This window comes from Streptomyces sp. NBC_00045, from assembly GCF_045041095.1.
Classification (GTDB): Bacteria; Actinomycetota; Actinomycetes; order Streptomycetales; family Streptomycetaceae; genus Streptomyces.
On record NZ_CP108271.1, the window covers coordinates 7,467,869 to 7,480,388 of the forward strand.

At 72.8% G+C, this 12,520-nt stretch carries 10 protein-coding genes, 1 tRNA gene and 1 pseudogene; 5 read left to right on the forward strand and 7 right to left on the reverse strand.

All coding sequences use genetic code 11. The annotated features are described in order from the left end of the window. The first annotated feature begins 122 nt into the window (after positions 1-122). The 3 genes and pseudogenes from OHA65_RS34505 to OHA65_RS34515 all read left to right on the forward strand — a co-directional run. Positions 123-737: a bifunctional 4-hydroxy-2-oxoglutarate aldolase/2-dehydro-3-deoxy-phosphogluconate aldolase gene (locus OHA65_RS34505; protein WP_405763185.1), complete on the forward strand. Its 615-nt coding sequence runs from the start codon at positions 123-125 to the stop codon at positions 735-737. Then, positions 704-1,717, forward strand: a complete 1,014-nt coding sequence (locus tag OHA65_RS34510) for a sugar kinase (protein WP_329315480.1) — start codon at positions 704-706, stop codon at positions 1,715-1,717. The genes OHA65_RS34505 and OHA65_RS34510 overlap by 34 nt, the downstream gene beginning before the upstream one ends. Positions 1,718-1,792: 75 nt before the next feature. After that, positions 1,793-2,085: pseudogene (locus tag OHA65_RS34515) on the forward strand (transposase); the annotation flags it as partial. A gap of 243 nt (positions 2,086-2,328) precedes the next feature. Here OHA65_RS34515 and OHA65_RS34520 read toward each other — a convergent pair. The 4 genes from OHA65_RS34520 to OHA65_RS34535 form a co-directional block, all read right to left on the reverse strand. Beyond that, a complete protein-coding gene (locus tag OHA65_RS34520; protein ID WP_329315482.1) occupies positions 2,329-2,973 on the reverse strand; it encodes a hypothetical protein in 645 nt (214 codons plus the stop codon). Positions 2,974-3,020: 47 nt separating this feature from the next. Beyond that, positions 3,021-3,905: an aldo/keto reductase gene (locus OHA65_RS34525; protein ID WP_327280057.1), complete on the reverse strand. Its 885-nt coding sequence runs from the start codon at positions 3,903-3,905 to the stop codon at positions 3,021-3,023. A 61-nt stretch (positions 3,906-3,966) separates the two neighbouring features. Next, complete coding sequence (locus OHA65_RS34530) at positions 3,967-5,211, reverse strand: serpin family protein (RefSeq protein WP_327280058.1); 1,245 nt, start codon at positions 5,209-5,211, stop codon at positions 3,967-3,969. A gap of 119 nt (positions 5,212-5,330) precedes the next feature. Further along, on the reverse strand, positions 5,331-6,656 hold the full coding sequence (locus OHA65_RS34535; protein WP_405763188.1) for a glycoside hydrolase family 18 protein: 1,326 nt from the start codon (positions 6,654-6,656) through the stop codon (positions 5,331-5,333). A 62-nt stretch (positions 6,657-6,718) separates the two neighbouring features. On the opposite strand from OHA65_RS34535, the gene OHA65_RS34540 reads away from it, so the two are divergent. Both OHA65_RS34540 and OHA65_RS34545 read left to right on the forward strand, forming a co-directional pair. Next, positions 6,719-7,570 carry an ankyrin repeat domain-containing protein gene (locus OHA65_RS34540; RefSeq protein WP_405763191.1) on the forward strand — a complete coding sequence of 284 codons (852 nt, stop codon included), beginning with the start codon at positions 6,719-6,721 and terminating at the stop codon, positions 7,568-7,570. Positions 7,571-7,634: 64 nt separating this feature from the next. Next, positions 7,635-7,708, forward strand: a tRNA-Trp gene (locus OHA65_RS34545). A gap of 124 nt (positions 7,709-7,832) precedes the next feature. Here OHA65_RS34545 and OHA65_RS34550 read toward each other — a convergent pair. The 3 genes from OHA65_RS34550 to OHA65_RS34560 all read right to left on the reverse strand — a co-directional run bounded on the left by OHA65_RS34550 (position 7,833) and on the right by OHA65_RS34560 (position 12,453). Then, positions 7,833-8,231 (reverse strand): VOC family protein, encoded by a 399-nt coding sequence (locus OHA65_RS34550; RefSeq protein WP_327280061.1) that lies wholly within the window; start codon positions 8,229-8,231, stop codon positions 7,833-7,835. A 123-nt stretch (positions 8,232-8,354) separates the two neighbouring features. After that, positions 8,355-9,980 (reverse strand): N,N-dimethylformamidase beta subunit family domain-containing protein, encoded by a 1,626-nt coding sequence (locus tag OHA65_RS34555; RefSeq protein WP_405763194.1) that lies wholly within the window; start codon positions 9,978-9,980, stop codon positions 8,355-8,357. Between the two features lie 79 nt (positions 9,981-10,059). Further along, positions 10,060-12,453 (reverse strand): polysaccharide lyase 8 family protein, encoded by a 2,394-nt coding sequence (locus OHA65_RS34560; RefSeq protein WP_405763196.1) that lies wholly within the window; start codon positions 12,451-12,453, stop codon positions 10,060-10,062. Positions 12,454-12,520: the final 67 nt, after the last annotated feature.

Here is a 12,520-nt window from a genome sequence, read left to right on the forward strand (position 1 = left end):
GGGCGGCGGCGGGATAGGGTCCATGGCGAACGTTCCGTTACACGGTACATCGTTCCATTACGTGGAACAACTGCTGTGAGGAGCACAAGGAGGGCCCCCTGTCCTGCCACCCGTACGACGCGATGACCGCCCAGTGCCTGCTGCCGGTCCTGCGCAACGCCGACGCCGACGAAGCGGTCCACCGGACCACCGCCCTGCTGGCGGCCGGCTGCCGCACCGTCGAACTGACCACCTCCACCCCGGGCTGGGCCGAGGCCATCGCCCGGACCGTGCCGCTCGCCGACGCGCACGGCCGGCCCGCCCTGATCGGCGTCGGCACCGTCACCACCGCCGCCCAGGCCGGGGCGGCCCTCGACGCCGGCGCGGCCTTCCTGATCTCCCCCTATCCGGCCCCCGAGGCCCGCGCGGTCGCCCAACGGCGCGGGGCGGTCTTCGTCGAGGGGGGCTTCACCCCGGGCGAGATCGCCTCCGCCGTCGCACGCGCGGGCGCCGCCAAGGTCTTCCCGGCCCACGTCGGCGGCCCGCAGTTCATCCGCTCCCTCACCGCGGTCCTCCCCGGGGCGCTGTTCATACCGACCGGCGGCATCCGGCCCGCCGAGATTCCGCAGTGGCTCGCCGCCGGGGCGGCCGCCGTAGGCGTCGGCAGCGGCCTGCCCGACGATCCGGGCGAACTGGCCGCCGTGTTCGCCGGACTGGCCCGGCCGTGCTGCACCGGCTGCGCCACCGCGGGGCGCTGACGATGGCCCCCCGGACCGGCTACGACGTACTCGTCCTCGGCGAGGTCCTCGTCGAGATCCACTCCGACACCGCCCTGCACGAAGCCGCCGACGGCACCCCCGCCCGCATCTCCTACTCCGGCGACGCCCTCAACGCGGCGGCCGCGGCAGCCGCCGCCGGAGCCCGGACGGCCCTGCTGACCGTCGTCGGCGACGACGAGCTCAGCGTCCCGCTGCTGCACCGCGCCGCCGAGCTCGGCGTGGACGTCTCCCACGTACGCCGCGCCCCGCGCCCCAACGGCGCCTACCTGCTCGCCTCCGACGCCGAGGGCGACCGGGCCTTCGTCTACTGGCGCACCCACAGTGCCGGTTCCACCCTCTCCACCGCGCACATCGCGTCCTGGCGGGACCTGCTGACCGGGACGAAGGCCCTCATCACCAGCGGGATCACCGGAGCCCTGTCCCCGACCAGCCGCGAAGCGGTGGTGGCCGCCGCCGAGACGGTGCACGACTCCGGCGGGCACGTCTCGTACGACCCCAACTTCCGCCCCCGCCTCACCGGCCGGGCCGGGGCCCGGGAGCTGCTGGCCCGGATCGCCCCGCTGACCGGGCTGCTCAAGACGTCCTGCCCGACCGACGCCCAGGCCCTGGTGGGCACCGCGGATCCGCGCACCGCCGCTGCCCGCTACCGGGCCCTGGGCGTCCGTACGGTCGTCGTCACCGCGGGCGCCGACCGGCTCCTGCTCGACGACGGCACGCGGGCCGGCTTCCACCCCGTACCGGTCAACCCCGCCCCGGTCGACGCGACCGGCGCCGGGGACTGCCTCACCGGCACCACCACCGCCCGGCTCGTCCTCGGAGACACCCTCGCCGAAGCCGTCGCCTACGGCATGGCAGCCGCCTCGCTCTCGGTCTCCGGCCGCGGCGGCACGGGCCACGTCCCCACGTTCCCCCAAGCGGCGGCCCTGGCCACCACCCACGCCGCGAGCAGGCGCCCGTGACCCGGCGCCTTGGCAACAGGCCCCTGGCTTGCCGTTTATGGTCCGCCGTGGAACGAGGTTCGCACTTGTTCGGTGTTGCCCGGCGGCGGGGTGAACAGGCCCGTCTGGCTGTGGTGGTCGGGCACCGGCGCCGCCACGGAGGACGTTGACCGGTGCTGGCCGGCATTCCTGCGCAGGTTCGACGTTGAGCACACATTGCGGCTGCTCAAGCAGACTCTCGGCTGGAGCCGGCCCAGGCTCCGGGTCTCGGAAGCGGCCGACCGCTGGACTTGGCTCGTCCTGGCCGCACACACCCCGCCTCGCCCGCCCGCTCGCGCGCGACCTCCGACGGCCCGTGGGAGCGGCCGGCGAGTCCTACACCCGGCCGACCCACCACAAGGTCGCCACCAAACCCCGCAGGACAGGCTGACAAGCGACATCGGGGATCAGCACACTGAGCGCATGCGATACGAGGAGAAGGCGAAGCTCACCGCCGCGAGAACCCTGGTTCCGGCGGCCGTCCTGGGCCCAGCATCCACTGGTTCATGGTCAACAGCCCTCTTCTCGGCTGGCTCTGCCGGCCCACGGAGTCACTCGGCAGAGCCCGCTCACGCCGAGGTCAAACGGCAGGCTCAGTCCAGCCAGTCGAGGTCCTGGAACTCCAGTCCGTCGGCGCCGAGTTCGGTGTTCTCGGCGTGCTCGCGCATCCTCGGGCCGTACTCGGGGTGGTCGGCGAGCGAGGTGTACGTGTCGAAGTCCAGGTCGAGGACATCCGCGAGATCGGCGAGGTAGACGTCGAAGCCCGGGTACATCACGGCGACGTACGGCAGGTCGTCGATGTCGGTGACCAGCACCGGGTACTCGCCCGTGGAGTCCGGCGTGCCCAGGTAGAGCAGGCGGCGCGAGTCGCTGCCGCCGACGAGCGGCAGGCACACCGCGGGCAGCAGCTTCTCGAAGTCGGCGAACATCCCGACCATGACACCGCCGCAGCCGTACGTCCACTCGGCCGTCGCACCCAACCCCCGGTCCCCGAAAACGGGCTCGCGCTCGTCCTCGTACCAGCCGACGTCGGCGAGCCAGGAGCTGTCGAACTCCAGCCAGCGGCGCAGGCTCGGCGGCAGCGCCCTACCGCCGGGCAGCCTCAGCCGGTCGAGCACCTCCGGCGCGAGCGGCACCGGTTCGGATGTGTCGGGTGCGTCCGAGGTGGGCCAGCCCTGGTTCCTGACCCGCTCGATCACCCGGTCGATCAACGCCGCACCGTGCATGTTCTCGTTCACGCGGGGCACTGTGCCACACGGCACCGACAGCGCCGTGCAGCCCCGGTCTATGCGGCCGCGAGCAGCGCGATCTCCTCCGGGGACAGCCGCACCGCGCCCGTGGCGACGTTCTCCACGAGGTGCTCGGCGTTCCCGGTGCCCGGGATCGCGAGCACGTGCGCGCCCCGGTTCAGGGTGAAGGCGAGCCGTAGTTGCGCCGTCGACAGGCCGTGGGCCTCGGCGACGGCCCGCACCTGCTCGCTCTCCTGCGTGATCGCCCCGGCCTCCTTGCCCGAGCCTGCGATCGCGAAGAACGGCACGAAGGCGATGCCCTGTCGCCCGCAGGAATCGAGGAGGGCGTGGTCCTCGGCCGGGGAACCGATCCCGTACGGGTTCTGCACGCAGACGACGGGTGCGACGGCCCGGGCCTCGGCCAGGTGGTCGGGCCGTACGTTGGACACGCCGAGGTGGCGGATGAGCCCGGCCGTGCGCAGCTCGGCGAGTGCTCCGAAGTGCTCCGCGATGGACCCCGTGGTCTCCCGGCGCTGGACCCGCAGGTTGACCACGTCCAGATGGTCCCGACCCAGTTGGCGCAGGTTCTCCTCGACCTGTCCGCGCAGCTGCTCGGGCGTGGCCCACCACCACTCCCCGGACGGGTTGCGGCCCGGCCCGACCTTGGTGGTGATGACGAGGCCGTCGGCGTACGGGGCCAGCGCCCGGTTGATCAGCTCGTTGGCGGAGCGCGTGGGGGAGAAGTAGAAGGAGGCGGTGTCGATGTGGTTGACGCCGAGGTCGACGGCCCGCCGCAGTACCGAGATGACCCGTTCCCGGTCGCTGGGGGAGCCGTCGGCGAGGTGCGTCAGCCGCATGGCGCCGAAGCCGATGCGGCGGACGTCGAGATCGCCGAGCCGCCACGTGCCGGAGGTCGCTGCCGTGATCGCTTCGGAAGTCATGGCGTGAGGGTAACGGGGTCGGCGCCCCACCCCGCGGAGCGCACCGGCCGTCGGACCGCGGCTATCGCCGTACGCTCCACGGCCGGGACGTGACACCGGAAAGGCGGGGCGCGGGGGCGGGAAGCGGGTCGCTCACCCAGCCCGCGGCGAGCACCAGCCGGGTGGTGCGGTGGACGGCGAGGAAGCCGAAGGGGCGCTCGAAGGAGAGTTCGGCCCGGCGGGCGCGGTACTTGGGCCGGGGTGGCATTCCCGCGGCGTAGCGCGCCGCGACGGCGGTGACCGCCGCCGCCTCGAACCCCGTGGCGCTGAACGCGGCCGTGGCCGCCTGGCGCGCGGAGCCGACCGCCAGCGCCGTCGAACTGATCCCGGGGAAGTGGCCGTGCTCGTCGTCGGTCGCGGCCTCCAGCCCGAAGAGGCGGGCGTGCGCCAGCAGATCGTGTTCGGCCCGGACCGAGAAGGCGACCGTGGCGACGTGCAGCTGGGGCTCCGGGGCGTACGCGTCGACCGTGCGGAGGGTGAGTCCCGGACCCGGCTGACCTTCGTCGAGGGAGCCGGCGCCCGTGGACGGCGCGCCCCCGGTGACCGAGGCCAGTCCCGTCGCCAGGACGTCGCCCGGCGGGACGTGCGGCTCTCCGAGGATCAGGTGTACGTCCACCTCGTCCGCGCCGGCCACTTCGAGGGTCGTGACCGGTCCCGCCGCACCGTCCGTCACGCGGACCCGGTCGAGCTCGGAGGTGGTGCGGGTGGTGCGGTGCAGCCCGCGCAGGGCCCGCCCCTGCCACGGGCCCTCCGAGTGGGTTCGTCGGGGGCGTTCCGTGAACGGCTCGGCCCAGCGCAGCCGCAGCCCGAGCGCGGAGGCGAGGACCAGCGGCATCTCGGCGTCGAGCGTGACCGGCATCGTTTCGACGAGCCCGCCCGTCCCCTGTTCGGCCCAGGCGTCGAGGGCCTTGTGGTCGGTGTCCTCGTCGCCGGTCAGGGTGCCCCGGGCGCCGTCCGGGAGGCGGGCCAGCCACGGCTCGTGCAGGGGGAGGTCGGCGCGGGTCCACAGTCCGGTGGCCGCCTGGAGGCCCCGTACGCCGGCCAGGCCGGTCAGTAGCTCCCGGGCGGCCCCGGCCGCGGCCTCGGCGGGTATGCCGAGGGCTTCGGCGAGTTCGGTGCGGGCGGGGCCCGCCGCGCCGTCGGCGAGGAAGGCCAGCAGGGGCCACATCCCGGCCGCGGTGAGGACGGTGCCCTTGTCCGCGGTCGCCGACCGGCGGGCCCAGCGCGTGGTGAGCTGGTTGACGGCCTCAACCGTGGTGATCTTCATGGGGCGAGCGTACGGGGTGGGACGCCGCCGGGCCGGGTCGTTTCCGCGGCCCGGCGGCGCCGGTCTCGTGGCCGTGCGACGGCCGTGCAGGGGCCGGTCGACGGTCGTGTAGTGGCCGGTCAGCGACCGTGCAGGCCCTGGTCGACGGCCGTCATCAGCTCGCCGTCGGCGGTGTCCGCGTCCAGGGACCAGAACATGGCGCCGCCCAGGCCGTTCTCGCGGATGTACTCCGTCTTGGTGCGCAGTACCTGGGGGTCGTCGTACGTCCACAGGGTGCTGCCGTCGAACAGCCAGGCGTGTCCGCCCCGGCGGTCGCGGTAGACCTTGTACGTGCCCGAATCGGCCAGCTTCTTCAGCGCCTTGTAGTCCTCGTACCCGGCCGCCCAGGTCGCCGGGGCCGGTCCCGTCGCCGGCTGCCCCATACCGTCCCCGCCGCCGCTGACGCCGGTCCAGCCCTGTCCGTAGAACGGCATCCCCATCACCAGCTTGTGCGCGGGGGCCCCACGGTGGCGCCATGCCTCCACCGTGCCGTCCACGCTGAAGTCGCCGCGGGCGCGCAGCGCGGACTGCTGGGCGGTGGTCCGCTCACCGGAGACGTGGAAGTCGTAGCCCTGGAGGGTCACGAAGTCGAGGTCGCGCATGATGCGGGGGACGTCGAAGCCCGCGTCGATCTTGGCGGGTGCGGTCGGGACGAACGCCGTCAGTTCGTACTCGTCCTTGCGCTTCTGGCTGCGTGCGTACGCGTCGAGCTGGGTACGGAACTCCTTCACCAGCTCGGCGAAGTTCCGCTTGTCCTCGGGCCGGAACGTGGTGTCGGTGTCACCGGCCGAGCCGGGCCACTCCCAGTCGAGGTCGATCCCGTCGAAGACGCCGGCCGCAGCGCCCGCGCCGCCGCGGGCACCGTCCTGCGGCAGGTTGCCCTTGATGTAGAGGTCGATGCAGGACCGGACGAGTGCCTTGCGGGAGGCGGGGGTGAGCGCGGCGTCCGAGAAGCGCGTGGACCAGCTCCACCCGCCCAGCGAGAGGAGGACCTTGAGGCCCGGATGCCTGGCCTTGAGCTCGCGCAGCTGGTTGAAGTTCCCGGCGAGCGGCTGCTCGGCGCTGTCGGCGACCCCGTCGACGGAGTTCGCGGCGTCGAGCGGACGCACGTAGTCGGCCCAGGCGTCGGCCTCGCCCGGTACGTTCCCGGTGAAGCACTTGCCGTCCGCGCCGATGTTGCCGAAGGCGTAGTTGATGTGGGTGAGCCTGCCGGCGGTGCCGTTCGCCTCCAGGTCCTGGACCTGGAAGTCCCTTCCGTAGACGCCCCATTGGGTGAAGTAGCCGACCCGCTTGTACGAGCGGTCGTGCCCGCCGTCGGCCTGCGCGGCGGCGGACGGGGCGAGGGCGGTCAGCAGGGAGAGGGAACAGGCGGCGACGGCCAGCCTGCCGAGCATGCTGCGGCGCATGGGCTTCCTTCGGGGAGGCGGGAGCAGTGCGGGGGCGCGTGCGCGGTGCATGCCGGAAACTATTGGTCTGGACCAGGATGGTCAAGGGGGCGGGCCCCCTCCGCACCCCCCGGTCCCGCCGCCTGCCGGAGCTCCGCCCGGCCCCGTACGCTGGGCTCCCCGCGGAAGGAGTCTCCGGTCCATGCTCCTCGAATCCGGCGACCCGCGCCGTCGCCGTCACGGCCGCGATCCAGAGCGGCGACGTCCCCGGGCTGCGCAGGCTGTTGGACGCGCACCCCGGGCTCGCGGCGGGCCGCATCGTCCGGCGGGGGAAGGGCGCGGGCGAGCGCTCCCTGCTGCACATCGCCACCGACTGGCCGGGCCGCCGCCCCGAGACGGCACGGGTCATCCGCACCCTGGTGGCCGCCGGAGCCGACCCGGCGGCCCGGTTCGTCGGGGCGCATGCCGAGACACCGCTGCACTGGGCCACCAGCAACGACGACGTGGAGGCCCTCGACGCCCTCGTCGCAGCCGGAGCCGACATCACGGCGCCGGGCGCGGTCATCGGCGGTGGCACCCCGCTCGCAGACGCCTGCGCCTTCGGCCAGTGGCAGGTGGCCCGTCGGCTCCTCGAACTCGGGGCCCGCCCCGACCTCCACGAGGCTGCCGCCCTCGGACTGCTCGACCGCGTCACGGAGTACGTCACCGCGGGGCCTCCGCCGGCCGACGAACTCACCGGCGCGTTCTGGTCGGCCTGCCACGGAGGTCAACTTTCCACCGCCCATTACCTCCTGTCGCAGAAAGTCGACGTCGACTGGATCGGGTACGACGACACGACCCCGCTCGACATCGCACTGACCAGCGCAAACGAATCCCTCATCGACTGGCTCCGCAGCGTCGGCGCACACACTCGGGCCGAGCTTCCACCCGACTGACCCATAAATCCGTTAAATCCATTTGGATCTTCCAGGCGCTCCGTGTCAGAGTTGCTCTCACCGAAGGGGTGTAGCTCAGCTGGTCAGAGCGCTGGTCTCCAAAACCAGATGCCGCAGGTTCGAATCCTGCCGCCCCTGCGAACAGCACACGCCGTCGGGCCCGCCCCCTCTCCAGGGGGCGGGCCCGACGGCGTTGCTGCCGGAGGTGGTGCTGGACGCGGCCGTCGACCGGCGGTGAGGCTGGTAGCCGATCCGGACGCGGCTATCCGGCAGTGGGCTCCTCGTAGCCGTACGGGCGGGTGATGATCTCCATCCCGTGGCCCGACGGGTCCAGGAAGTAGACGCCGCGTCCGCCATCGTTGTGGTTGATCTCGCCGGCCCGCTTCATGTACGGGTCGGCGAAGTACGGGACCCCGCCCGCCCGGATCTTCCCGAACGCCGCGTCGAACTCCTCCTCGGAGACGAGGAACGCGTAGTGCTGCGCGGTGATGGAATCGGCCGGGGCCGTCGCGAAGTCCAGGGTGACGCCGTTGGCGGTGTCGACGGGGACGAACGGCCCCCACTCGGTCCCGACCTCAAGTCCGAGGATGTCCGCCAGGAAAACGGCGGCCTCCCGGTTGTTCCGGGAGTGGATGATCGTGTGGTTCAGCTGCACTGACATGAGTGAATGCCTCCGCAAGGCACATCACGGGCACCTCCATGTCTCACCCGGTCGGTGACCGACACGCGATGCCGTGATCGAGATCCTAAACACCACTTCCAGGTGGAGTCCACCGCATTCCGGTCAGGATGAACCTCCGTACACCGCTTTGACGTTGTCCTGTGCGGGATGCGTGCGCCCCGCCGGGCCCGCCGCGAACAGCCGGAGCAGGTTCTCCGTCACCCGGGTCGTCAGTGCCCCAGCCTTCGCGTCCAGGCCGTGGTTGGCCCCGCTGCGCCCGTCGCCCGTCGCGTCCAGCGCCTCCACCCAGCGCATGGTCCCGGTCGCGAACACGCCCGCGCCGCTCGGCACCGTGTAGTACGCGGTGTCCTGGTGGCTGGGCCGGCGCTCGCACACCACGGGGGAGTGGGCCAGTATCTCGATCGGCCGGGGCGTCGGGAACCCGGTGTTGACCTTGTCGTACTCCACCCCCACCAGGTGCGGGAAGTGGTCTCCCGCCCGCACACCGGTGCCCTCGAACAGCCAGTGGCCCGGGTTGGTCACCACGTACGGGGCGTCCACCGGGTAACCGTCGTAGATCACGCCCAGCAGCGAGCTCTCCGGGTCGGCGCCGGGCGCCGAACGGAAGTCCACGGTGGCCGGGTGGCCCCGCTTGAAGCCGGGGTCCTGGTCGTAGGAGGACTTGTAGCAGACCACCGTCCGGTCCGGACCGAGGTCGGAGGGCTCCAGCCGGATCCGGCGGAAGCAGCAGTTCGCGCCGAGGACCGCGATGTTGGTCCCGGCGTCCCGGGCGGCCGTGAAGTGGGCCCGCTGTTCCGGTGACCAGTACTCGTCGTGGCCGAGCGAGAGGACCGCCGAGGCTCCTTCCAGTAGCCGCTTCTCCCGCGCCACGTCGCTGGTCGTCGCGTAGGCCAGGGGTATCCCGAGCCGCTCGGCGAGGGCCAGCAGCGGGGCCTCGTACACCAGGAACAGGCCAGCGCCGTCGTCGTACTCGTACGGCCGGTCGAACGTGACGCACAGGGAGCGCGAGGCGTAGCCGCCACCGGGGCCGTCGTAGCTGCCGTAGCCGCCCCACCGGTTGTAGGCCTGCCACGTCGCCACCGCGTTCACCGCGACCGTACGGCCCGCGCCCGCCGCCGACCGGACCGTGACCGGGACGAAGCGTTGGCCCTCGCCGCCCTGCGCGTCGAGCCGTAGCAGGTAGCAGCCCTCCGGCCAGTCCTTGGTGTCGACGGTGGTCGTACGGGGCCAGCGGGTGCGGACCATCCGGGTCGCGGGATCCACCGTGTGCTCGGGCTGGCGCACGCCGGGCAACGCCTCGGAGCGCCAGACGAGCCGGGCCCGGGCGCCGCCGTACCAGCCCATCCGGTACGCGGAGACGATGAACCGGGGCGCGGTGGTGGACACGTGCAGGCCGAAGGGCTCGCCGGGCAGGACGCTGACCTTGTCGGCGAAGCCCTCGATGGCCCGCGCCGGGCCGGCCTTCGTCACATGCCAGTCGACGTTCCCCGGCTTGGCGTTCTCGGCCTTGACGTCGAACCCGACCGGTCCGCCCTCCCCGGCCGAGCCCTCGGGCGTCGGCCCCTTCTCCTTGCCCTTGAGCTCGCCCTTGCCCGCGGCTCCGTTCGCACAGCCCGCCACGGCCCCGAGGCCGGCGGCGGTGGCCGCCGCACCCGTCGCGATCGCGAGGAACCGCCGTCTGCCCGCGCCGTCGCCGTCGCCGTCCCCGGGGATGTGCTCCTGATCCATGGAGGGCACGTTATGTCACGCTTGACTCCCCACTCCACTGCCACCGGCTCGCCCTGCTGCTCGTGCCCCGCGCCCCGCCTCACCCCAGCCGCACCACCACCTGCTGGCCGGCCCCCGCCGCCGTGGTGAGACTGCCGAATCCGAGCCGCAATCGAGCGCCGGCGGCCTCCGAGACCACGGTGGGCGGCCGGGACAACACCGCGGCGACGGGCCGGTTCCACACCAGGGTCAGCGAGTTCAGCTCCCGGGCCGGGTCCGAGACGCAGACCGTGGCCGTTCCGTCGGATCTCTCCCGGACCGTCACCGAACAGGGTGCTGTCGCCTCCAGCGGACCGGCCGATCCGGCTCGCCAGAAGTTGACCCCGATGAACCCGAGCGAGGGCACCGAGACGCCTTGGGCCGTCTCCGAGTTGGCGAAAACCGTGAGCCACCCCGCGGCAGCAGCCCGGGCGGCGGTCTGGGCCGGCGTCGCCCCCGGTAGCAACTGATGGACGTATCCGGCGTCTGCCGGGTCCGTGCCGTGGTCGTACCAGAGGGTGAGGTAGCGCCGGGTCAGGGCCGTGGTGGACCCGCCCCGGTTGACGTCGCTCCACCGTCCGGTCCGCGCCTCCCGCAGCGCCCTGAACGCCCCCGCGCCCGACATCACGTACCCGCCGAAGCCCGCCAGGTGCGCCCAGCCGGGAGAGGGGAAGGCCGCCGACCAGCCCTGGGCGGTCGGCTGGACCGCCCCGCCCACGGTCAGGGCATGTGTACCGGAGGCGCCGAGATTTCGGTTGTCGATCACCGTCTCGACGACGGTCCCGTCCGAGCCGCGGATCCCCGCCCCCAGGCAGACGATAGTGTCGGCGAGGAAGAACCATGACGTGCGGGCCGAGAGCGTGCTGCCCAGGCCCCGCAGGTGCTGGCCCAACGAGGCGAACTCCCCGTCGGTCGTACCGCCCACCCAGGCCGCGTCGGGCCGGGACGCCCCCCAGTCACCGCCGGCCCCGTCGGCGAGTGCCTTGCGCGACACGGTGGTCCCCGGCAGCCGGTACGGGTCCACCGTGGGCCAGAAGGCGTCCGAATACTGGCCGTTGCCGTAGCTGGCCCCCCACCAGGAGAGCATCCCGCTCCCGGTGTGCCAGCCGCGCAGGTTCTCCCCGTTGCCCGTTTCGTAGTGGGCGATCCGCTTCGAGGCCATGGACAGCGAGGCCGCCCAGCCGGGCCGCCGGTGCGTGGCCCGGTCCATGGATGCGAACAGCCGGTGCCCGACCGGCTCGGGCAGTGCCGTGACCGATACGTCGACCTCTACCTGCGCCAGCCGGGCGAGCGAGGACAGTGGCAGGGTGGTGTCCGCGAGGGGCCGGCTGTAGTAGTCCCGGGCCATCCAGCCCTTCACCAGGCCCCGCCAGCGCACCCGTTCGGCGCTGCTCGCGCCCTCCGCGAGCAATACGATCGAGGCGAGCACCGCATGCCCCCGCGCGTGGTCGTCCTGCTGGACCTGCCGGGGGTCGGCCAGCAGCAGGCCCCGGCTCACCGCCCGACCCGACACGGTGTCCATGACGAGCCCGTTGAACAGGAACGGCGCCCAGGCCCGCTCCACCGCATCGAAGGCGATCTGCTTGCCGGGGTCGGTGACCTGCCACGGGGTGTCCTTCAGCAGAGCGAACAGCAGGCCCAGCCCGCCGACCAGCACGGCCCCGTACGTCCCGGTGTACGGCACCCAGGTGTGCTGGACGAACGACCCGTCGAGGTAGAGTCCGTCGCCGGCGGTGACGTACGGGAACACCGGCGCGAGCGCGTCCCGGCTCAGGGCGAGCTTCGCCGGATCCTCGCCGACCACCCCGCGCAGCGCCAGCACCCGGCACAGGTCCACCCGGTTCGCCCCGGTACTCGTTCCGGTGTACGAGCCGACCGCCGAGTCCGGGACGAAGTGGTCGACCGCCGCGCAGAAGTCCGCGAGCCGGCCGGCCGGCAACTCCTCGTACAGCATGACGCACAGGTCCAGCAGAGCCTGTGGGGCGCCGATCTGCCAGCAGTACCAGTTGCCGTACCGCACCTGACCGGCGTGGTAGACATCGGCGTGGAGATGATCGAGCCCGGTCAGCAGCGCCGAACGCAGCGCGGCGTCCCCGGTGAGCCCGGTCCCGGGCCGGACATGGGCCTCGGCCATCGTGCGCAGCCGGTAGTAGCTCTGCATCATCATCTCGGGGTCGCTGGCGTACCCGAGGTCGGGCCACAACGAACCGGGCGCCGGGGCCATGGCGGAGCGCCATCCGGCGGCCAGGGCGCCGAGATCGGCCAGTCGGGATCGGAACGGTTCCGCCTCGGCCGGGACCTCACCGCCCAGGAGGAGACCGCGCCATACCGCCCGCATCGCGTCGGGGAAAGCGCCGGTCGGTGCGGCCCCCGCCGGCGGGGCGGGTGCTCCCAGCAGCAGCGCACTCCCGCCGGCGGCGGAGAGGAAGGCGCGCCGACTCCACACGTCTGTCATCGCATGCTCCTTGTCCGATCCCGTACCGGCCCCCGCCGGCCCGTTCTTGCCCCGATCGCCCCACTCG